At 46.6% G+C, this 21,348-nt stretch carries 19 protein-coding genes; 15 read left to right on the forward strand and 4 right to left on the reverse strand.

Going from position 1 to position 21,348, the window contains the following annotated elements:
• Positions 1–176 precede the first annotated feature (176 nt).
• The 6 genes from AB4Z30_RS13290 to AB4Z30_RS13315 all read left to right on the forward strand — a co-directional run bounded on the left by AB4Z30_RS13290 (position 177) and on the right by AB4Z30_RS13315 (position 6,001).
• Positions 177–281, forward strand: a complete 105-nt coding sequence (locus AB4Z30_RS13290; protein ID WP_017690880.1) for a hypothetical protein — start codon at positions 177–179, stop codon at positions 279–281.
• Between the two features lie 42 nt (positions 282–323).
• Positions 324–428, forward strand: coding sequence for a YjcZ family sporulation protein (locus AB4Z30_RS13295; protein WP_222128662.1), 105 nt, complete (start codon positions 324–326; stop codon positions 426–428).
• 392 nt (positions 429–820) lie between these two features.
• A complete protein-coding gene (locus AB4Z30_RS13300) occupies positions 821–940 on the forward strand; it encodes a sporulation protein YjcZ (protein WP_441927151.1) in 120 nt (39 codons plus the stop codon).
• A 1,698-nt stretch (positions 941–2,638) separates the two neighbouring features.
• Positions 2,639–3,235 carry an RNA polymerase sigma factor gene (locus AB4Z30_RS13305; protein ID WP_441927024.1) on the forward strand — a complete coding sequence of 199 codons (597 nt, stop codon included), beginning with the start codon at positions 2,639–2,641 and terminating at the stop codon, positions 3,233–3,235.
• A complete protein-coding gene (locus AB4Z30_RS13310) occupies positions 3,232–4,221 on the forward strand; it encodes an anti-sigma factor domain-containing protein (RefSeq protein ID WP_441927025.1) in 990 nt (329 codons plus the stop codon). The genes AB4Z30_RS13305 and AB4Z30_RS13310 overlap by 4 nt, the downstream gene beginning before the upstream one ends.
• Positions 4,222–4,477: 256 nt before the next feature.
• Complete coding sequence (locus tag AB4Z30_RS13315; protein WP_441927027.1) at positions 4,478–6,001, forward strand: HD domain-containing phosphohydrolase; 1,524 nt, start codon at positions 4,478–4,480, stop codon at positions 5,999–6,001.
• On the opposite strand, the gene AB4Z30_RS13320 is transcribed toward AB4Z30_RS13315, so the two are convergent.
• Positions 5,994–6,647, reverse strand: coding sequence for a phosphatase PAP2 family protein (locus AB4Z30_RS13320; RefSeq protein WP_441927029.1), 654 nt, complete (start codon positions 6,645–6,647; stop codon positions 5,994–5,996). The genes AB4Z30_RS13315 and AB4Z30_RS13320 overlap by 8 nt on opposite strands.
• Positions 6,648–6,885: 238 nt before the next feature.
• Between AB4Z30_RS13320 and AB4Z30_RS13325 the strand changes: the two genes are divergently transcribed.
• The 4 genes from AB4Z30_RS13325 (at position 6,886) to AB4Z30_RS13340 (ending at position 10,910) form a co-directional block, all read left to right on the forward strand.
• Positions 6,886–8,295: a sensor histidine kinase gene (locus AB4Z30_RS13325; protein WP_441927031.1), complete on the forward strand. Its 1,410-nt coding sequence runs from the start codon at positions 6,886–6,888 to the stop codon at positions 8,293–8,295.
• A 106-nt stretch (positions 8,296–8,401) separates the two neighbouring features.
• Positions 8,402–9,667, forward strand: a complete 1,266-nt coding sequence (locus AB4Z30_RS13330; RefSeq protein WP_441927033.1) for an MFS transporter — start codon at positions 8,402–8,404, stop codon at positions 9,665–9,667.
• Positions 9,668–9,749: 82 nt separating this feature from the next.
• Positions 9,750–10,406, forward strand: a complete 657-nt coding sequence (locus AB4Z30_RS13335) for an oxidoreductase (RefSeq protein WP_441927153.1) — start codon at positions 9,750–9,752, stop codon at positions 10,404–10,406.
• Between the two features lie 129 nt (positions 10,407–10,535).
• A complete protein-coding gene (locus tag AB4Z30_RS13340) occupies positions 10,536–10,910 on the forward strand; it encodes a RidA family protein (RefSeq protein WP_090918620.1) in 375 nt (124 codons plus the stop codon).
• A 145-nt stretch (positions 10,911–11,055) separates the two neighbouring features.
• Here AB4Z30_RS13340 and AB4Z30_RS13345 read toward each other — a convergent pair whose 3' ends face one another.
• Positions 11,056–11,814, reverse strand: a complete 759-nt coding sequence (locus AB4Z30_RS13345; RefSeq protein ID WP_441927036.1) for a tryptophan-rich sensory protein — start codon at positions 11,812–11,814, stop codon at positions 11,056–11,058.
• A 251-nt stretch (positions 11,815–12,065) separates the two neighbouring features.
• Here AB4Z30_RS13345 and AB4Z30_RS13350 point away from each other — a divergent pair, with 251 nt between their 5' ends.
• On the forward strand, positions 12,066–12,794 hold the full coding sequence (locus AB4Z30_RS13350; protein WP_441927155.1) for an arsenic resistance protein: 729 nt from the start codon (positions 12,066–12,068) through the stop codon (positions 12,792–12,794).
• Between the two features lie 381 nt (positions 12,795–13,175).
• Here the strand turns inward: AB4Z30_RS13350 and AB4Z30_RS13355 are convergent, their stop codons facing one another.
• Both AB4Z30_RS13355 and AB4Z30_RS13360 read right to left on the reverse strand, forming a co-directional pair.
• The gene (locus AB4Z30_RS13355) at positions 13,176–14,792 is read right to left on the reverse strand and encodes a response regulator transcription factor (RefSeq protein ID WP_441927038.1); all 1,617 of its coding nucleotides are present in this window, start codon (positions 14,790–14,792) and stop codon (positions 13,176–13,178) included.
• A 5-nt stretch (positions 14,793–14,797) separates the two neighbouring features.
• On the reverse strand, positions 14,798–16,636 hold the full coding sequence (locus AB4Z30_RS13360) for a cache domain-containing sensor histidine kinase (RefSeq protein ID WP_441927040.1): 1,839 nt from the start codon (positions 16,634–16,636) through the stop codon (positions 14,798–14,800).
• Positions 16,637–16,779: 143 nt separating this feature from the next.
• On the opposite strand from AB4Z30_RS13360, the gene AB4Z30_RS13365 reads away from it, so the two are divergent.
• From AB4Z30_RS13365 to AB4Z30_RS13380, 4 genes are all read left to right on the forward strand, one after another.
• A complete protein-coding gene (locus tag AB4Z30_RS13365) occupies positions 16,780–17,661 on the forward strand; it encodes a carbohydrate ABC transporter permease (RefSeq protein WP_441927042.1) in 882 nt (293 codons plus the stop codon).
• On the forward strand, positions 17,661–18,497 hold the full coding sequence (locus AB4Z30_RS13370; RefSeq protein WP_090918608.1) for a carbohydrate ABC transporter permease: 837 nt from the start codon (positions 17,661–17,663) through the stop codon (positions 18,495–18,497). The genes AB4Z30_RS13365 and AB4Z30_RS13370 overlap by 1 nt, the downstream gene beginning before the upstream one ends.
• A gap of 578 nt (positions 18,498–19,075) precedes the next feature.
• Positions 19,076–20,377 carry an ABC transporter substrate-binding protein gene (locus tag AB4Z30_RS13375; protein ID WP_441927045.1) on the forward strand — a complete coding sequence of 434 codons (1,302 nt, stop codon included), beginning with the start codon at positions 19,076–19,078 and terminating at the stop codon, positions 20,375–20,377.
• Between the two features lie 270 nt (positions 20,378–20,647).
• Entirely contained in the window at positions 20,648–21,307 is a 660-nt protein-coding gene (locus tag AB4Z30_RS13380; RefSeq protein ID WP_441927047.1) for a TetR/AcrR family transcriptional regulator, read from the forward strand.
• The last annotated feature ends 41 nt before the right edge of the window (positions 21,308–21,348 follow it).

A 21,348-nucleotide genomic window follows, 5' to 3' on the forward strand; every position in this document is an offset into this window, starting at 1 on the left:
GTAATTAAGATAAGTGAAATACAATAAAGGATGTATTTATAAGTTTTAGCAATACAATTCCACTTGGTGAAGTATATAGTCTGAACTGGAAATTAGCCTATTTTACATCTGCGCCCGGTCGGTTGTACGTCTGATGCATATAGTGAACTGTACCTCAAATCAAAGGAGGGTTTTACATGAGTGGAGTAGTTGGTGGATACGGCGGTGCATGGACATCGACTGGCGCGATTCTGGTTCTCTTTATCTTGCTGGTGATCATCTCTAAAGCATTCCTGATCTAATAAACGGTTAAGGTAAACTTCGCACGTAGGGGAGGGTTTAAGATGGGTGAAGTAGGAGGAATCGGATACGGCGGCTGGACATCCACTGGAGCAATCCTGGTGTTGTTCATTCTGCTCGTAATCATCACTAAGTCTTTCTGGGTATAATGTGTCGTGCTCTGCCGGGTAACCGGCAGGGTTTTACGAGAGTGGACAAGCTACGTTGAGGAAGGGAAGAGAGAAGATTAAGAAGATGTGGAATCAAGAATGATGAGAAAATTTAAATATAAAGATAAAGGTCAGGGGTAAAACGCCCATTTTGAGATCATAGGGGCCATAGCCCGGTCACCGTATAGGGCAAATACATAGCTTAAGGTGTAGGCAAATGTTAAGGAGGCATGACGATGAGCGAAGTTAAACCGAACTCACCGAACGGACAGGGGCAAGTATACGGACAACAAGGAGGGGATGAACATATGTACGGATACCAATATCCAGGTCAAGATATGTACAATTACGGAACAATGCCTTATGGCTACCAGCCAAATCAAGCACCGATCGTGCAGGGGTACCACCATGGTTGTGCACCTGCCTGTGGTGGAGGCGTCTGGAGCTCCATGGGAACCATTCTTGTTTTATTCATTCTGCTTGTAATCATCTCCAAAACGATGTTTATTTAAAACCTCTGCTGAGAGGCGCAGTTCAAGCGTGAACTGCAACATCGGGCCAATCGGAAAGCCTGACTGGATTCATTCGATTAGAGATCCGTTACTCAGAAGAGAGTCGTTCTCTGGAAAGAAGAAAACAGAAAATTGTATATAGGTTAACTCCGGCAAAATGTCGGGGTTATCTTTTTTTAGGAGTACTTTATTACGGTGAGGGGCACATGGATTAAAAGAACTAAAGAACTGAAACAAACGAACACATGTTATAGGAACACTATCTCGTATAGAAGCGTGCTGAAGGCTGAGGGATGATGTATCAATTTAAAAAGAAAGTGACGTCAAGAGACGACCAGGATGGGGTTAAACTCGGCAAGTGATTAATTTAGTTTATATGACTGCATCTGGATCTGGATATAACGGGAACATTCTGCGAAACAACAAACATAACCCAACGATTAATAACCGCCAAGGAGTCAGAGTAACTAACGGTAACAAAGGTTTGCAACATAGCAAGTCAAATGAAATTTATCACTATAGATTTACATAACTCGGGCGATGGTGAGCGTTTAGTTTAGAAAACGAGGGCTCTCTCAACCCACTAATGGCTTGCAAAATAACACCCGAAAAGACATTTATCATTGGAGCCCCACATAACTAAATCATGGTCTACGATATTTGGATTAGAAAAGAAATTTCAACGCCAGCTTACATGCGCATGTGTAACGATCCTGAGAAGCCTTATTTAATGTATTTTAAAGGTGTGGTCATTCTAACGATCTGTACGGACGCTATTACTCATTTTTCTCTGAAAATACAGGTGATTATCGCGTGAAATCGATAAATAAGGTTTCTGGTGATCGTTAGAATTTGTAAAGTGCAATAATCGGCGAAATAAGCTTTCTGGAGATCGTTAGATTTTAGGAGAAGGTTGTAGGGAAGATTACTTGGTGAGTATGGTGCGGAATTTGCTCATTTGGGAGCAGGGAGGGATAAAGAAAATTGGATATAGAAAAGCACCCGGAACCCAATTCCGGGTGCTTGATGTATGTTTTCAATCTTCTCAAGAATAAGTGATATCCAAAACAACAAAAGCCCTACCTCTCTTTTGTCCTTGCGGCTCCGATGACCGCGCCAGTGTGAATGGGAACATCTTGTAAACCCTGTCTACCGGGTTATTGTAATTCAGGTTCGTCAATCTCCATAGGTTCGTTGAGCTTATTCGCTGCGGTCGCAGCATGAAGAAAATATTCCGGGGTTAAATAGAAGACGGAAAATCATATGAGGTTGTTAATACAACTTTTATATCATACCACAGTCTGTAATTTATTGCAATAAAAAGGAAGGTTAGTCCTTGAAAGGGCAATTCGAGTAGTATTTTAAAAAAGCGTGTTGCGTTCTTTAACAGCAAGTCTACACTCTAAAAAAAGACAAAAACGAAGTGCAGGCTTAAGTCTGCATCGTGTCTTTAGTGTTCTGCTAAGTGAATGATCGTGAGTAAGGCTTATATTTTGTTAAGCATATTTATGAAAATGATGAAGAAATATTGGAAAAATGATCAGAAAGACTGATGGTAACAACTTTTTTGAAAAATGCTCGAAAGAAATGAATAAGTGTTCGGCAGAAATAAATAAAAAAATGTTCGTAAGGGTAATCCTCTTCAAACGTTTCTGCGTAGGTTATAATATGAGGGAAGATACAGAAAGGGGCCCTCGGATGACTGAATCGATAGAGGACAGCAGGTTAATGCAGCAGATTGCAGAACGTGATGCTTCTGCACTCGAACTGCTATATGACCGTTACGAACGGGCCGTTTATTCTTTTGCTTACCGAATTGTCGGTGATCCGATGACGGCAGAGGAGACCATGCAGGAGCTTTTTCTGCGCATCTGGAACAATGCTGAACGATTTGATGCCTCACAGGGGAAGCTGACCACGTGGATGTTTGCAATTACGCGCAACATCGCGGTGGACATGCTGAGGCGGAGATCGAAAGGAGCAGCGGCGACTTCAGTTGAGCATGAGACACTGGCGGCGTACGCTGACGAATATACAAATACAGAAGAAGAGGTCCAGCGCAAATGGGAAGGCAAACGCATTAAGGAGGCGTTGACCCAATTGAATGAGGACCAGAAACAAGTGATTGAATCGATATATTATGCAGGTCTAACGCAACAAGAGGTATCCAGCCGATTCGGGATTCCGCTGGGTACTGTGAAGAGCCGTGTCAGGCTTGCCATGCGGCAGCTCCAGAAGCTGCTCGCTGATGCTGAATTGCATCCGGACGCGGGAAGGGAGGGCATACATCCATGATAGAACGACATGAAGAGTGGTCTGATCTGGCACCGATGTATGTGCTGGGCGGACTGGAAGCAGAGGAAGTGGCGGCATTCGAAGCACATATGTCAAATTGCGAAGCGTGTCGTCAGGAGGTAAGGGAATTGCAGGAAGTGACTGGCTTCCTGCCACTTGCGGCGGACCCTGTGGCACCGCCGTCAGGCATGCGAGCACGTGTGCTGGGCAACGTGCTCGGCCAGGCGCAGGAGAGCACCGGCACGGCGCCGGCTGCTCCTGCGCAGCAGCCTGAAGCACCCGCAGCCGCGGTGCTTCAGGAAGATCTTGCGCCGCAGCATGAGCGTGCGGCGCAGCCCGGGCTTGGCCTGCCGCCAGCGGCATCGCCAGCGGCCCGGGCCAAAGAGGCTGCCCAGGCAACGCTGGGGCAGCCACAAGAGCGCGCGCGTGCGCGCGGTGGCCGCGCTTGGCGCGCAGCCAGTGCGGGCCTCGCGGCAGCAGCGCTGGTGCTCGGCGTGTACACGGCGCAGCTGCAGAGCCGCATCGACTCGCTGACACAGCAAGTCGATGGTACGTCGGCTGCGCAGGAGCAGCTGGCTCAGGCGCAAGCGCAGAATGCGCAGCTGCAAGAGCAACTCGCCTCAGCGCTTGCACCGGCGCAGGGCATGCAAACAGGCGAGGCCGTCAAGCTGAGCCCGGCAACGCAAGATATTGTTGCACAAGGTCTAGCGACCATTGTGATCGATAGCAAAGGCACACACCTCGTGGTACAGGCAGAGAAACTGCCTGTTCTGGAAGGCAATCAGGCATTCCAAGTATGGCTGATCAAGGGGGATACTCCTAAGAATGCGGGGACATTCCTAAGTCACGACGGTACGGGAGCAGTTTATTACACGCTGGATTCCGCAAACGATTATGACACCGTAGCAATCACGCTTGAACCGGATGCCTTGGGGGATCAGCCACGCGGCACGATGATTTTGGCGGCTAAGATGAAAACGAGCTAAACGCCAAATCATCAAAGGAGCTTCAAGGAATATAAGTAACGAAAACAAAAGCAACATAAAACAGCCGCTCCCTGGAGAGCGGCTGTTTTTGTGCTGCAATCCCCGAAGAGAGCCAAGCAGGACATTGCAGCATTATTCGCATGATCTTATTAATTTTTTTAGTGGGAATAACCGATAAATATATAGGAGAAAACATCCTTATTCTCCCCTTTTTATCAGGGCAGAACGGGTTAGACATAGAGAGCGAGGGATTGGATTGGAAGTATATCGTACATTTATCTTCCGTCTGCTACGCAATTATCTAATTGGTTCATTATCGGCTGTATTTGTTGTGGGTTCCGTGGTCATGATATCAACCTTGCAGGTTCCCAATATTCAATATGTTCGATTGATTTTCATTGTACTCATATCGATTCTGTTTATGCTGGTTGCGGAGTTGATTACACTGTGGGCTCAATTGGGTCCAATAGGGCAATTCTTCGCTGCCGAGCATCATGAAATAGCTGAACTTAATCGGATGTATGAACGGATTCACCGCTTTCCGGGACAGACCATATATCGCATTATTGGACCACATATGCTGGGTTTCTCCCTACCTGCGGCCGGACTTACATTGTGGATGATCTCCACAGGCTGGCTTGAAATCCCGTATGGATATGTCATCGTTGCGGCGGTGTGTGCATTCTTAATTGCGATCATGCATGCCCTGGTTGAATATTATCTTACGGTGAGGGCGGTGAGGCCACTGCTACTCGAAGTCCGCCGTAGAGGCAAGATGTTGTACGGTATGGAGCCTTCGCTTGGTGGACGCATCCTGATCTCAATACAGCGGAAGTTTCAGACCAGTACTGCACTTATCGGTTTATTTCCGTTAAGTTTATTTTTTCTGGCTACCTATATCAGGCTCCAGTATATAGACCCACATTTTGCGAAAGAATATACACTCTGGGGTGTAATTATCGTTATTTTGGGTGCAGGATTCTCCATGGTGGGCAGTTGGCTGTTAATTCGGGATGTTCGTGATCCGGTGGCAGAACTGACGCAAGAGATGAACCGGATTCAGGGCGGCGAGTTCGGCAGAAGGACGCCGGATTTGTATTCAGATGAATTTTCGCAATTAATCTCGGGGTTCAATATGATGATTAGTCGGCTGGAAATGAGACAGGAGCGCAATCGGCAACTGCTGCAAAGTTACTTCTCTCTGCTTGCGGCTGCACTGGATGCCCGGGATAAATATACAGCGGGACATTCTATGCGTGTTGCGGAGTATTCTATTCTGATTGGCAGGCTCAGTGGCATGAATGATGAACAGGCTGATTTATTATACAAATCTGCGCTGCTCCATGATATCGGGAAAATTGGTATACCTGACGAGGTGTTACTCAAAGACGGTAAGCTCAGTGATGAAGAATTTGCAATCATACGCACGCATCCTGTATTAGGAGAGAGTATTCTACTTCAGATTGAACCCGTGGATGCCATGGCAGACTTCCTACCTGGGGTTCGATCCCACCATGAGAGGTATGACGGCAAAGGTTATCCTGATGGCATGGCAGGCGATGAGATCCCGCTGTTTGGACGTATTATTGCGGTAGCGGATGCCTTTGATGCCATGACGTCAGACAGGCCTTACCGGAATGGCATGAGCGATGAGAAAGCGCTTATGATTCTGGAAGAAGGAAAGGGGACCCAGTGGGACCCCTATTATGCAGGTTTGTTCATTGACGAATGGCGACGGCAGAAGCAGTTGGGTAAAAAGCCTGAAGAGGGGGTTAGCTGATCCCCTCAGTCCATTTGGACTCTTTTCTGCGACGTCGATAAAGGGCTAACCCGGTAATGATCGTGAAGATACATTCACCAAGTATGATTGCGCTCAGTGCGTCATAAATGACATGTTGTTTGATCAGCAGTGTAGATATAATAATCAGGGTTGCGCCGAATGCTACCGCTACCTTCACAGATTTACGGATGGTTGAAACCGCTAGAACGGCACGCATCACCAGATAAGAGTGCAGAGCGTGAATACTGGGAAAACAGTTATATGGACGATCCTGGCTGTAGAGCCATCCGATGACCGCTGAGCCCAGACCAGATCCAGTTAATTCCGGCCGCGGAACCATGGTTTGGAAATTGAAGTAGATCAGGTAACAGATCCAGACACAGATGTTCATAGATAACAAGACCCGATAATACATAAGTCGATCCTTGGCACATAGATAGGTCAGCACGCCGAATACAAAAGGGTACCATCCCAGATAGGGAATTGACATCACAGGTAGAAAAGGAAGCATCCGGTCAATTGGGGAGTTAAGGATAACATATCCCCGCGTCGGACTGTTCAGAATATCATAAAAAAGTCCCATGACAGCCAGGGATAACATCAGACTGAGTGACAGCCAGTAGGATTTGTCTTTGAACCATTGCACAGTTATAAGTTCTCCTTTCATCATGTTTCAAGCCAACATGATCATAGCGATAAATATAAAAAAAGAAACAACAATATATTGTACTATGTCTTACACACAAATTGAATCTTCATTTTGTGTGTTTTTTTGCTTATTTTTGAGGATGTTCTTATGCCTAGCTGGGCCTAGCATGATATGATGTAAAAATACGAACAAAATAAGCACTTGGGTTACCATGTCGAACAACAGGAGTGAGTTCATGCAATTTTCGAAAATGTTCGTACTTAATATGGGGATGCTTATTACGATTGCTTATCTTGCAAGTGTTTTCTATAAATATATCGTTATACGCACCTCTTCCCGAGTGAAACAGGTCTGTTCTGTGCTAGTGCTTATTTTGGCAGGCTGGATCAGTACGGTGTTTGGATTTCAGTTGAATGATGAAGTTGTGTTTGATCTTCGTTATGTACCTCTAATTGTTGCGGTTCTGTCGTACAGGCAACCCTATAGTGTCATCATTATAGGTGTGGGAATCGGCCTGTCCAGACTGACGTTCGGTATTACCGACGCAACCGTCGCCGCGGTTATTAATATGTCTATTCTTGGATTGCTCTGTGCAGGCCTCAATATTTGGATGCGGCGCAGCAACTACAGGCTGATCGTCAAAGGCATCATCGTTACAGTGATTGTTAATGTTGTCAACAGTGTGAACATCGCCTTAGTAGGTGTCATTCCTACCGCATATTTCTTCTCTCACATTATGCCTTATACGCTCCCTACCGGAATCGTACTTAGTCTTATATTTGCATTCATCTTACGGGATTTTCAGAATGAACAAAATCGGATTCTCTTAATCCAGAGCACGAATCGACTCTTATCCGTGCAGAAGGAAGAGTTGCAGAAAGCTCAGATTGTACTGGAGGAACGAGCCAAACAATTGACGATTGCCTCACAGTACAAGTCCGAGTTCTTGGCGAATATGTCTCATGAGTTGCGTACACCGCTCAACAGTGTAATTAACTTTGCCCAGATGATTGGCGAGAATGCCGATACGATGGATCAGGATGAGATCGTACGTTTTGCAGGCATGATTGATCAATCCGGACAAGAACTCCTCAGGCTAATCAACGACATTCTTGATCTGTCCAAAGTTGAAGCTGGACGGCTGGATATTGTGCTTGAAGACATCAGTCTGAGTCAGTTGATCGAAGATGCCGTGAATCATTTTGGGCTCATTGCTGACAAAAAAGGAATTGAGCTGGTGCTGGAGAAACAAAAAGGACTGCCAGATACACTCTGGTCTGATCCGCAGCGTGTGCAGCAGATTTTGCGGAATCTAATGTCCAATGCCATCAAATTCACCTCAAAAGGGAAGGTTATCCTGAATGTTAGCGCCAAACAGACCAAACAGGCAGGCAATGTGAGCCATTGGATCGTTTTTTCTGTACATGATACGGGGATCGGCATTCCGAAGGATAAGCATCATTCTATATTTGAAGCTTTTCAGCAGGCAGACGGTTCAATCAGCCGAAAATTTGGAGGAACTGGACTTGGTCTTTCGATCAGCAGAGATCTGGCAAGATTGCTGGGAGGATCGATTAAACTCGAGAGTGCTGTGGGCGAGGGGAGCACCTTCCATCTGTGGCTTCCGCTCAACGTGAAAAAATGAGTTGACAACCTCTGTGCCGTGAGTAGAATTTGGGGTGACAACTAGCATCGGCCGGCAAAGCTTTACCCGGTCTAAGGAGTGTATCCCCATACAGAAGATGGTTAAGATGAACCCCTCTTCGTTCATAAGCAAGCCACGGCGCAAGGGTTCGACACAACGCACGAATTTATCAATTGCAACATGGGAGGGTGTACCAGCGATTATTTTGCAAACGTTGCTGGGTGGCCCATTTCTAACCGGGTTTTTGCTTTACCTTGGGGCCGGGTCGAGGCATATCGGCTTTGTGCTCGCGATTACCACGTTTGTAAACATCGCGCAGATCGGCGCAGCATACTGGATGCAACGCATTCGCAGCCGTAAGCGTGCGCTTTTGTTGTTCGTCGGAGCTCACCGGATCTTATGGAGCGCAACAGGATTGATCCCGTTCATTTTCCCCAAAGAGTGGTGGGTCAGTGTTTATATTGGCTTGTATACAATCGCTTTCATATGTAACACCATCGGCGGTATGATCTGGACATCCCTGATCGGGGACATCGTACCTGCCAAGGTAAGAGGACGTTATTTCGGGATACGAAATACAATTTTGAATGCACTTGGAAGCGTTTGTTTATTTGGCGGCGGTATTTTGCTGGATCGTTATCCGGGAGAAACCGGATTTCTGATTTTGTTCATTCCCGTATGGATCTGTGCCATTGCCAATACCGTGATCTATTTCTTTTATCCGGATCTGCCCTTTGAGCGTTCCACCGAAAAGGCATTCTCACGGATGTTTATCAAACCGTTTCAGGATCGGGTTTTCCTGAAGGCAACCCTTTTTCTGGCGGCATGGTTATTGATTCAGACATTGATTGTTCCGCTCTATTCCTACGTGATGCTCGATTTGCTGAACGTCAGCTACCAGATGGTCTCTCTGATCACGGTTGTGCAAACGCTGGTGATGATGGGAGGGTTCTATATTTGGGGCAACCTGAATGCCAGATACAGCAACAAAACGCTGTTGTTCTGGACGCTTCCTGTCATCGCCTTGTCCTGCCTGTCGTGGGGGTTGATGGCCTTTGCTCCGGTATTAGTTGCATTGTTCCTGTCCCACATTTTTCTCGGGATCGGCGTTGGCGGATTTAACCAACTTGCGTTCAATTTTACGATTGGTGATACACCGAAAAGTGAAAGGCCGATGTTCATAGCGGTGTATTCGGCTCTGACCGGTGTAACGTCGTTTATTGGTCCGCTGATTGGCGGCTGGTTATACGAGAAGATGGAAAGTCTCTCGGAAGCGATGAACTGGGTTTCCATCTACGGATTCCAGGTTGGGGTTGGTGCAGTAATGCTGCTGCTTACGTTTACCTTGGGGCGACGAGTCCTTTTAAAATAGACAGAAAGTCGATTATAAATAATCATATATATATAGAACAGATTGGGGGGATGGATGGGTGAATTATCCTGAACGCATAGCGATGGTGATCGGGGCGACTGGACTAGTGGGCGGACTTCTCGTTCGCAGGCTGCTAGAGCGTTCGGCTTACAGCGAAGTTCGCATTCTGGTCAGACGCAGGCTTGATCTGGAACATCACCGGCTGAAGCAATACGTTGTAGACTGGGAACAGCTTGAGGGTCAAGGGCATTTGTTTGAAGGAATCGATGACCTTTACTGCTGTCTGGGTACGACGATCAAGAAAGCAGGCAGTCAGGAGAAATTCCGCGAAGTAGATTACCACTATCCGGTTCGTGCAGCGACGCTGGCAAAGCAGCATGGTGTGGAGCAGATGCTGGTGATTTCCTCAATGGGAGCAAAAGCGGATTCGCGTGTGTTTTATAGCCGGACCAAGGGTGAGATGGAGGATGCTCTTTCGAGCATCGGGTTCCGTGCCTTGCATATTTTCCGTCCATCACTCATTCTGGGTGATCGCGGCGAGAAACGTGCGGGAGAACAATTTGCTGCGCATGTCATGACTTTTCTGGATCGCTGGATGAAAGGCCGATTAGACAAATACCGTGCTATTCATGCGTCAACGATTGCTCAAGCGATGATAAATGTCGCCATGGTTCAGACAAAGGGCAATCATATTTATTCCAATGAAGTGATTCATGCGCTTGGAGTGCAGGATGCTTAAACTTGCGGGATGTATAGAGGATAAGCGTTTCTTGTCAGAACAGGTGCATGGTATAATAGGTTCTAAAAATAAAAGCATCCTTGTCTCCATCTGGCGGCGGGGTAGCGAATACAAAGGAGTACCTGTCGAATGAAAAAAGCAATCTCGACCGAACAAGCGCCAGGCGCGATTGGTCCATACAGTCAGGCAGTAGATGCAGGTGATTTCATCTACACGTCTGGTCAGCTTGGCCTTAATCCGCAAACCGGTGAATTTGGTGCGGATGTACAGGAACAGACTCGTCTGTCTTTGAGCAATGTCAAAGCGATTCTGGAAGCAGCAGGCACAAGCATGGATAAAGTGGTGAAAACAACGGTGTTCCTGAAGGATATGAATGACTTCGTTCCTGTAAACGAAGTATATAGTAGCTTCTTTACGCAGCCTTATCCAGCACGCAGTGCTGTGGAAGTAGCGCGTTTGCCAAAGGATGCACTGGTGGAGATTGAAGTGATTGCGCTGAAATAGGATGTTATTTCAGCCTCGCCACAGGATGAGCGATTGAATCCTGTGTTGTATACAATTACAGCAGAAAGCCGATTAAGGTCGTTTGACCGAAATCGGCTTTTTTGCTTAAGGTTTATATTTTACTATTTCAGTTGAACAAGGGTATTCAATCACGGTCTTGATTGCGTGCAAGGAACAGCCATACGGCGTAAATCGCCAGAACGATGGCAATGATGATTCCCGTATAATAGACAGAAGTAACATCCTTTTGTTTGAGTGCAATAGCGATATAAGCCCAAGTGAATACGAGCGGATACACACTATCGCGGTAACGGAAGCTGACGAGCACCGCCAGAACCATACCTACGATCAGCATAATGATGGTCCAGGCCGTTTCACTGATGCCGAATCCGTCCCATCCGATTTTGTATAGATAAACGGCTGTGTTAACGATGGTTGCAACGCTGACCCAGCCCAGATAGATGCTAAATGGCAATTTGACCAGCCAGATTTCAGCCGTTGTTGGCATGGTGATCGCACGTGTTTTGACGTACAGCATAATTAGGCTAAGCAGAAGCAATACGATAATCAGCAGGGCAAGTCCGGTCTGCAGATTTTGAAAAGCGAAAATCCACGCTACGTTAAAGACACAACTGGCAAGAAACCAATACCCAAGACGGGTGATCGAATTATTTTTCCAGGACGCAGGGGTGAATTGATAGATGATAAATCCGGCGAGTAGCAGGTAGATCAGACCCCATATCGCAAAGGCATAACCCGAAGGTGTCAGTAATACCGGGTACATATCCGAAACTTCCTTGTTGGTCTTGCCGCCAATCGGCAGCGCATTGGAGAGATAGTTTACAATAATCACAGCAATAAAACCGATGGCGTTTAACCACTTATATGGATTATTACGGGACATGGTGTTTCCTCCTTGTTTTGTAATCAATGTAATGAACCGCGGGTCAGTCTACAATGAATATACCCACTAACGACTCGATCTAATAATCCATACGCAAAATAGACAGACATTGCCCTTCCGTAATTGCACGTATAATCCGGCTACACCGAATGGAATTGTATTCTGTCCCAATGTACGCTGCAGTAGACAGAAATATGTCCATATCGGTTTGTTTGGCACATAGGGGGAGAGATATGTTAACAAGAGAAATAATGGAGAGACAGCAGACTTGGTTCTATGTGATGGCTCTAATTGCAGGTGGATGGGTGTTGATGGGAGTTTATCTAGTTTTGTTAACTCCTTGTATTGATTACGTCATTGTGTTTACACAGCTGGGAAAGGGGGATGAGAAGTTGATGCTGGCAGCAACTCCGCTGCTGTTTGTAGTTCAAATGATTTTGCTTCCAGGGTATCTCTGGTTATTCATGGGCAGTGATGCAGCCGCGATAATGAAGGCAGGGCCGTTTGTAGAAGCTTTTTTGCTGCTGATTGTTGTTCCGCTGTTGCTCGCAGTGATGACACAAGTATTGTGCAAAAAAGGTGTAGGTGCGCAGAGGTTGCTTCATGCGACGGCATGGCTCCCGGTTCCGATGATGGCACTCGCTCTGGTTGTCGTTGTAGCTTCCCAGATTGGTAAGGTCTACAATGATCTGAACAGTATTGTGAATGTCATTCCGATCTATGCTGTATACCTCATCATTATGCCCTTCATATCCAGGTTTATTGCAAAGCTTTTCCAACTGGATACAGGTGCTGGCCGGGCATTGATTTTTAGTGCAGCAACCCGTAATTCACTGGTTGTTCTACCTTTGGCGTTATCCCTCTCGCCAGAGTGGGCAACCATTGTTGCGGCAGTTATCGTCACACAGACGATAGTGGAGCTTGCAGGAGAATTGATCTATATCCGGCTTGTGTCTGGTGTGATCATGAGAGATCGGTAACCATCGCTCCCGTCCAATATGGATTGATATGATATAATAATTTTAATAGAACCATATTTGGTAAATCGAAGGAGGGATAACGATCAATAGATATTGGAAAGTGATGTTCTATCTGGATATTGCCATATTGCTGTTCAGTATTATCTATTTTCCCATCATAGCTCAAAAAACAGGGGATAACTTCCCTTATGTGCTTATGACCATTTTTATAATAGGAGCAGTCTTTCGAATGATATATTACTTTAGAAAAAAGAGAGCGAGTAAGCCATCCTGATGATAAACTTGCGTTGATGTAAACGTAAGGCATAAAGAGGACTTCCGACAGATCATGTCGAGAAGTCCTCTTTTTCTGGAATCGAAACAGGTTTGTTATGAACCTGATTACAACTTGGTTTTACGATATTCGGCAGGAGTTAAGCCTTCTATCTTTTTAAATACTTTGCTGAAATACTTCTCATCCTGGAAACCGACCATTTCCGAGACTTTGGCAATACGCAGGGATGGATTCTGTAGCAGGAGCTTGGCATTGTTAATCCGCAGCTTGCCTAGATATTCTGACCAGTTCAGCCCGAACTGCTGTTTGAATTTACGCGAGATGTACTCCCTGCTCAGATAAAAGCGTGCCGCCATCTGTTGTAATGACAAGTCCTCTTGATAATGGGCTCCCATGTAGCGAGCGATTTCACGCATTGGATCAGGATCGGCGTGATGCTGTGCTGTGAGTGCCTTTCCGGCTGCAAGCAAGCGTTGCTCCAGCAGGGAACGAAGGATCGGGAACGAAAGTAGACCCTGGTGGTCAAAGGGCAACTCTGCAAAAGGAGGAAACTGATCCTCGATATTGTCCTCCTCCGGGGAAAGGGGGCCTTCGGCATCGTCTAACCAGCGGCTTAGCATCCATTCCAGTTCTTGCATCCATTGTTGCAACTGCTCTGCATTGATCACCTCCAGCTTGGTGATTGGTTCAAGCCACTCGATGACGGTGTCGGATACACTCGAAGCACGGCAACTCATGGCTGCTATACGCATAGGCTCTTCAAAAGCAGTCAGCCGCTTAACCTTACTCCGGACTGAAGATTCAAGAGTGGAGTGGATATGCTGCTGCGTATAAATCGTGTTGCGTCTCCACAATTTGGAGCTGGCATCCAGATAGGCTGCCGAAATACCAGCAGGATAGCTTTCACAGGTAGATATCCCGAAATGAAGTCTGCGCTGAATCGTCTGCTCCAACCCATCGTTAATGCTTTCCAGAATGCGTACCAGTGAGGACTGTGACCCCCAGTGAAGCAGTACAATTTCATCGGGCTGGTTAAGCTGACGGAAGGTGACACCTTCGGCTGGTGTGCTTAACATCTCCGCGCAGATGTTAAGCACCGAGAATACAAGCAGATCCGGCTGACTACGGTATTTAGCCAAACAATCTGCATCCAGATGGGACAGACTGGTGACAGCAACACAGCACATTGGAATGAGGCAGGGTAGATCCAATTCTTCTTGTAGTCGCTGAATATGTGCGGAAGTGTTGCCTCTGCCAATGGCCAGCTCGGTGAGCAGGCGATCCTGATAATGCGGGCGCATGAGATTCACTACGATGGACTGTTTGGTAGACTCTGTGCGTAAGGTGTGCTCATCTTCCCAGGCCTTCACTGCCTTGACCAGGGAGGCATTTAATTCGTCTGCCTCGACGGGTTTTAGCAAGTAGTCCATGCCACCATGCCGAATGGCGTGCCTTACCAATTCAAAGTCGTCATACCCACTAATGACAATGACTTTACTGTGAGGAGCATGAGTCGAGATCCACTCAAGCAGGGCCATTCCGTCCTTGCCAGGCATGCGCATATCACTCAGTATAATCTCGGGATGATGCACTGTAATTGCTTCGATTGCTTCGTTTCCGTCCGCTGCTTCCAGCAGGACATCGATCCCCAGATCATCCCAAAGACCAAGAAGCTGAATGGCGTGGCGGACGTGCTGTTCATCATCAACAAGCAGTGCTTTCATGTTGTTCACTCTCCCGCGTATAGTTTGACTTGAAGCTTCACACCGCCTGCTTCTATATTGTCTATTTCGATCCTGGCAGGTTTGCCGGGATGAGAGTTAAGTGCAAGTCTGCTTGCCACATTGCGAAGGCCGATGGATTCGGACAGGGCTGACTCCTGAGATATCATCCCTGAATTTATGGTTTGGGGCTGGAGCCACTCCCTAATCTCGACCAGCTTATCTTCAGGGATGACAGGTCCGTTATTAATTAATTCAATCGCAATCCAGTGTTCGTCCAACCGGCGACTGGTAACAGAGATATATCCTTTTTCTGGCTGTACATCGGCTCCGTGTTTGAAATAATTCTCAATCAGAGGCTGCAATGTCATGCGAGGCATCTGGATAGAGAGTGTATCTTCTGCAAAATTCAAATGTACCTCTAGGCGATCACCAAATCGCTCCTGCTGCAGTTCCAGATATAACCGGGCATGCTCCGCTTCTTCACGGAGGGTTACACAGGTCTGATCTCGCATGCTGTACCTCAGCATTTTGGACAGGGAAGAAAGTAAAGTATACGCCCGCTTTCCTTGCTGTTGTAATGCCAGCGTACCGATGGATTGCAGGGTGTTATATAGGAAATGCGGGTGAATCTGGGCTTGTAATGCTTTGAGTTGATTTGTCTTGTTGGCAATCTCCAGTTGATATTCTCGAAGGATTAAGTTATTCACGGTGTCCATCATATCCCGGAAGTGCCTCGCAAGCACCCCGAATTCATCCCGGCTAGACAGACGGATATCCACATGCAGGCGACCTGCCTGAATTTGGTTCATATATCGCATGAGCTGCTTAAGCGGACCAGTAATTCGTATGGAGATGAATAAGGTTGCCACAATAACAAGCATTAAGGCGGCAATCGCAATGATTGCGTTATTCCAGGTGAGTGCAGTGGCTCTCGCGTATAACGTTTCATTCGGAATTTGTTTAACGATGGTCCAATCTGCATAGCTGCTGCCGAGCTGCTGATACACATACATGGAGTGGTCCTGTTCAAAATGTCCAGCCGCGTTACGTGCCGAACCCGCAAGGGTTCGTCCATCTTGCAATGTGTTTCCTGCCACTTGCTGCAGATGATCAGCCTCATTAGCCGCTTGTATCTCGGTACGTCCTTGATAAACAATCCGGTTCTGCCCATCGACCACATAGATCTGCTCTTTAGTAGGATCATACAATCTGCTACAGATCGCAGCAATGCTGTTCATGTTGAGATCGATGGCTAGAACGCCCAGTTGTTCAGGAGAGGGGATATCCCGAATGATCCGATGCAGGGTAATCACGGATCTTGGTGAATCGTCAGGAGAAGCCGCCTTGAAACCATAGGTATGACTCATATGTGCAGATTCTACCCAGATATCTGATCCTGGGTCCCCCGTTTTACCATGCAATGAATCAGAATAAGCTTGCTTGCGTTCCTCCCGTTTTGGGAAAGGGTTCGTAATCAAGGTGGATTGGTTGGATACAAAAGAGTGCAAATAGAGCTGAAACACATCCGGTATAGCCGCTCTGATCGTTTGTAATGTCGTATATACCTCGGCAACAGCCCGATAATCGCCCGGTAATTTAGCCAGATTCCGCAGGAAATTCGGATCATTGTATACGGCGAGTGAGGCTCGTGCCACGTTATCAACATAATTGTTGAGATTGGTTGAAGCTTGATAAATAAGACGTTTATTTTCTTCCAGAGCCTGTTCCCGCAGGGCTGTTCTGGTCTGAATAAAGGTCATGCTAATGGATGCCAGGAGCGGAATGGTCGTTGCGATCAGCATAAAGGCAATCAGCTTGGTGCGGATACTATAATATTTGGACATCAGTACACCCCTTCTGGTGGCTCGTCAAGAGAGGACAATATTTTACACCCAACTGTTCACGAGTGTCGGTGTTTCCCTTCACGATTTTGGAGTTTAATAGAAAAAGAGACCAATATCATCCATCTATAGAAGGGGAGAACGATATGAAGCATCGCAAATCTTCACAGCTGTTACAGCAGCTTGTGTTCGTGGGTCCCTCCGTTGTATTTTTTATTCTCATCATCGTGGTCCCTTTCCTGCTTGGCATGATGTATTCCTTTACGGATTGGAACGGAGTATCTGCCAGCATTAACTGGGTTGGACTGAATAACTTCGCGCATATTTTTGCAAACGATCCCAAGTTCCAGAATGCATTCTGGTTCACAGTACGCTTCACCGTTGTAGGGGTGATCCTCACCAATGTCATCGGTTTTTTCTTGGCCTACTTCCTGACCAAACCGCTCAAGACGAGAAATATTCTGCGTACGATCTTTTTTATGCCTAACGTAATCGGTGGATTGCTACTCGGGTTTATCTGGCAATTCATATTTGTGAAAGGGTTTTCAGCAGTCGGTGACGTGACGGGATGGTCCTTCTTCAACCTCCCGTGGCTGGGAGATGAGCCGACGGCCTTCTGGGGAATTGTCATTGTTTTTGTATGGCAGACAGCCGGTTATTTGATGGTCATCTATATCTCATCCTTAACGAATGTATCACCCGATCTGCTGGAAGCTGCCGAGATTGATGGAGCGAGTCGCGGTCAGGTGCTACGGAGCATTATTTTACCACTCATTATGCCTGGTGTAACCATTTGTCTGTTCCTGGCAATCTCTTGGTCTTTCAAAATGTTTGATCTCAACCTGTCGCTTACAAAGGGCGGTCCATTTGGCTCAACGGAGTCGGTTGCACTTAATATCTACAATGAGGCCTTCGTGAACAACCGGTACGGGATCGGAACTGCCAAAGCATTTATATTCTTCGTGATCGTTGCCATCATCACCATGGTTCAGGTTCGTTTGACGAAGAGTAAGGAGGTTGAAGCCTGATGGAAACAACGAAAAATTATCGCTTCGGTACCGTAATTACCGAGATTGTTATGGTGTTGATCGGATTGTTGTTCCTGATTCCGTTTTACTTCCTGTTTGTCAATTCAGTTAAAACCTTCGGTGACCTGCTTACTAATTCGGCTGCCTGGCCGGAAGTGTTCCAATGGGGCAACTACGCGAACGCTTGGGAGAAAATTAGTTTTCCATCGGCGCTCATGAACTCGCTGATCGTAACGATCGTCAGCAATCTGTTGCTCGTGCTGATCAGTTCCATGGCCGCGTACCGAATGGTTCGCAGCAATACACGGTTCAACCGGATATTATTCGGTCTGTTTATTGCGGCAATGGTGATTCCGTTCCAGTCTATCATGATCCCGCTTGTTACGGTAACCAGCAATTTGGGGCTGATCGACAGTCTCGGCGGACTCATTATCTGTTATCTCGGGTTTGGGGCACCGATGTCCATCTTCCTGTTTCATGGATTCGTTAAATCGGTGCCACTAGAGATCGAGGAAGCGGCCCGTGTGGACGGCAGTTCGGCCTATGGGGTATTCTTTCGGATTGTTTTCCCACTGATGAAACCGATGTATGTAACCGTCATCATTCTGAATACGCTCTGGATCTGGAATGACTATCTGTTGCCATCCTTGATCCTGCAAAGTTCCAATCTGCGCACCATTCCAATTGCGACTTTCGCACTGTTTGGACAATATACCAAGCAGTGGGATCTGGCTCTACCCGCATTGGTGCTTGGTATCATGCCGATTATAATATTTTTCCTGCTGATGCAGAAGTATATCATTCAGGGTATCACTGCCGGGTCCGTTAAGGGGTAGTGCGAGGGCTGGACCGCTCCGGCATCTGTGAGGGAAGTGCGAAGGCTGGCCGCTCCGGCATCATGTGCGCTTTCGGTCGCTGTTGCTCCTCGGGGGCCTGAATGTATGATGGCTAAGGAAGCCCCCGAGGTTCAAAGGCGAACGCTCCGCTCCTCCAGCGCATCATGATGCCCCCGCTCCTGCCTCGCACAGAGGTGGGCAAAAGGCCCATCTGCCCGCAGGGCTTGGGCAGATGGGCCAGAGCAGCAGAACGTGAAAAGACAGAGTAAAGACGAGATTAAAACAAGGGATACAAAGAATGGATTTCTGTAAAAGGCCAAGCACAAGAACTGGCCCCACCGGTATCAAAGGCATAGCGACATGAGTTGGCTTGACCGTTAATCCGTGATCAACTACGCATATACCTATTGTGGGAATTGTGTTAGTTCATCTATATAGTAAGCAAAAGAAGAAAAGGCAGGGGCAAGACAGGACAGGGTCATTTTAAAACAAATGAATTAAAAGCCAGAGTAAAAGGAAAAGGGTACGCAAGAGGTGCAGGCAGTAAAAGTGAAACTACTTACAGGGAGAGTGTATCTATGAAAAGAATGACAAAGTTAACATTGCTGATGCTCATTGCTTTTTCAGTCATGCTTGCAGGTTGTGGAAACGGGGATAAAAGCGGTAGTCCCGTGAATACAGATGCTCAAACGGGTGGTGGTGACGCAGCGGGTGGCTCCAAAACCATTAAAATTTTCCAATACAAAGTTGAAATTGCTGAGGCGCTTAATCGTCTTAAAGCGGAGTATGAGTCTTCCCATCCAGGTGTCAAGCTGGACATTCAGACGGTTGGCGGTGGCAGTGATTACGGGGCTGCATTAAAAGCGAAGTTTGCCGCAGGTGAACAACCGGACATTTTTAATGTCGGTGGATACCGTGAATTGGACACCTGGCTCGAATATCTCGAAGACCTATCTGGTGAACCGTGGGCTAAGGATGTACTGGAAGTGGCCAAAGAGCCGATGACTAAGGATGGCAAGCTCTATGGACAGCCACTCGCGCTGGAAGGATACGGTTTTATCTATAACAAAGATTTGTTTACCAAAGCAGGCATTACTGAAATCCCAACAACACTGGATCAACTGGACCAAGCAGCCAAGAAACTTCAGGACGCAGGCATTACACCGTTCTCGAACGGTTATCAGGAGTGGTGGGTGCTCGGGAATCATAATGTCAATGTAGCATTTGCGAACCAGGCCGATCCGGTTAAATTCATTCAAGGGCTGAACGAGGGTACGGAGAAAATTCCGGGTAACCCAGTCTTCGAGGAATGGATCAACTTGCTTGATCTGACGCTCAAATACAGCAACAAAAATCCGTTGACTACAGACTACAACACACAGGTAACTCTGTTTGCTAGTGGTGAAGCGGCGATGATGCAGCAAGGAAACTGGACACAGGTACAGATTGACGGCATTAATCCGGATCTGAATCTGGGCATTCTACCTATGCCAATTACGAATGAACCAAATGATAAGCTGTTTGTAGGCGTGCCTAACTACTGGGTTGTGAATAAAAACTCCCAAGTGAAGTCGGAGGCAAAAGAGTTCCTGGAATGGCTCGTTACATCCGACATTGGCAAAAACTATTTAACTAAAGAATTTAAGTTCATTCCGGCTTTCAGTTCTATTCAGGCATCCGAGGAGGAACTCGGTGACCTCGCAACAGATATCATAAAATATAGTCAGGAAAATAAAACGTTAAGCTGGAACTTCAACCGTTTCCCTGAAGGCGTTCCACAAGAATTTGGCAGCACTATTCAGGCATATGTAGCAGGCAAATCGGACAAAAAAGCATTGCTTGATGCATTACAGCAAAACTGGGATAGTCTTAAAAAATAAGTAAAGTACGTACACTTGAAGTCAGTTGCATCTTTTGCAGCTGGCTTCTTCGCATTCCCTGTTATTGTACGGTGTTCTTCTTGAAAATGTGGATAAGTGCGCTCCTTTATACAAGTTAAAGTACAACTTTACAGCGGGTTAATACTATATGTGGATATCCTGTGTGTATATGATCTAAATGTGGACAACTTTTCAGAAAATGATCTCCTGAGCTGCTTTTATCAACAGAAATACTTGCTTTTGTTAAAGTAGTACTATATAGTTCTAATTATGAATAACGATAACCATACATCACATCAAGGGACTCCTGAATCTTCTAAACCATCCAAACCTAGAAGCTTCAGTCCCAGAAGTTCTAGTCCAGTTAACCGCACCAAAGCGGTGCAAGTTGCTGCTCAGTTATTCCTCCAGCAAGGTTATGCTTATGTCAGCATGGATGAGGTGGTACGTGTTAGCGGCGTATCCAAATCCAATATCTATTATCATTTTAAAAACAAGGAGGAACTGCTTCAGGCGGTTGTGCAGTTTTGGATTGCACAATATGAATCCGAGCTGTATCTGCTTCTAAGTCAGCGTGAGCGGGGAGTGGAAGAACGGATGAACTCTTTCCTAGACCTACTCTCGGCAGGTATAGAAAGTAGAAATTTTAAAGGCACGTGTCCGTTTGTCACTCTTTATATGCACGCACCGGAAAGTGCTTCCCTTGCGAAAGAAAGCATTTCGATCTTTTTCCGGGAGCTGGTACCTATGGTGGAAAAGCTGCTCCAGCAAGGGGTGGAACTTGGAGAATTCCGCAAAGGGATTGAGCCAAGAGCAGCTGCTGCATTATTTGTTGCGGCACTCGAAGGTTCGCTGATCCTAGCCGGAACTTCTCGTGATCTGGGGATTATTAAACAGTCAGCACAAACATTTTGTCAGATGCTTCGTTAAGCGAAGCTCTTTTTTTAAGAATAATTAGTACTGTTTGGTTC

It is taken from the genome of Paenibacillus sp. 2TAF8 (assembly GCF_052114825.1).
GTDB lineage: Bacteria > Bacillota > Bacilli > Paenibacillales > Paenibacillaceae > Paenibacillus.

Bases quoted from the DNA above. Each gene is read 5' to 3' on its own strand.
- AB4Z30_RS13290 (WP_017690880.1), top strand. From the start codon at position 177: ATGAGTGGAGTAGTTGGTGGATACGGCGGTGCATGGACATCGACTGGC.
- AB4Z30_RS13295 (WP_222128662.1), top strand. From the start codon at position 324: ATGGGTGAAGTAGGAGGAATCGGATACGGCGGCTGGACATCCACTGGA.
- AB4Z30_RS13305 (WP_441927024.1), top strand. From the start codon at position 2,639: ATGACTGAATCGATAGAGGACAGCAGGTTAATGCAGCAGATTGCAGAA.
- AB4Z30_RS13310 (WP_441927025.1), top strand. From the start codon at position 3,232: ATGATAGAACGACATGAAGAGTGGTCTGATCTGGCACCGATGTATGTG.
- AB4Z30_RS13325 (WP_441927031.1), top strand. From the start codon at position 6,886: ATGCAATTTTCGAAAATGTTCGTACTTAATATGGGGATGCTTATTACG.
- AB4Z30_RS13330 (WP_441927033.1), top strand. From the start codon at position 8,402: ATGAACCCCTCTTCGTTCATAAGCAAGCCACGGCGCAAGGGTTCGACA.
- AB4Z30_RS13335 (WP_441927153.1), top strand. From the start codon at position 9,750: ATGGTGATCGGGGCGACTGGACTAGTGGGCGGACTTCTCGTTCGCAGG.
- AB4Z30_RS13340 (WP_090918620.1), top strand. From the start codon at position 10,536: ATGAAAAAAGCAATCTCGACCGAACAAGCGCCAGGCGCGATTGGTCCA.
- AB4Z30_RS13345 (WP_441927036.1), bottom strand. From the start codon at position 11,814: ATGTCCCGTAATAATCCATATAAGTGGTTAAACGCCATCGGTTTTATT.
- AB4Z30_RS13350 (WP_441927155.1), top strand. From the start codon at position 12,066: ATGGAGAGACAGCAGACTTGGTTCTATGTGATGGCTCTAATTGCAGGT.
- AB4Z30_RS13355 (WP_441927038.1), bottom strand. From the start codon at position 14,792: ATGAAAGCACTGCTTGTTGATGATGAACAGCACGTCCGCCACGCCATT.
- AB4Z30_RS13360 (WP_441927040.1), bottom strand. From the start codon at position 16,636: ATGTCCAAATATTATAGTATCCGCACCAAGCTGATTGCCTTTATGCTG.
- AB4Z30_RS13365 (WP_441927042.1), top strand. From the start codon at position 16,780: ATGAAGCATCGCAAATCTTCACAGCTGTTACAGCAGCTTGTGTTCGTG.
- AB4Z30_RS13370 (WP_090918608.1), top strand. From the start codon at position 17,661: ATGGAAACAACGAAAAATTATCGCTTCGGTACCGTAATTACCGAGATT.
- AB4Z30_RS13375 (WP_441927045.1), top strand. From the start codon at position 19,076: ATGAAAAGAATGACAAAGTTAACATTGCTGATGCTCATTGCTTTTTCA.
- AB4Z30_RS13380 (WP_441927047.1), top strand. From the start codon at position 20,648: ATGAATAACGATAACCATACATCACATCAAGGGACTCCTGAATCTTCT.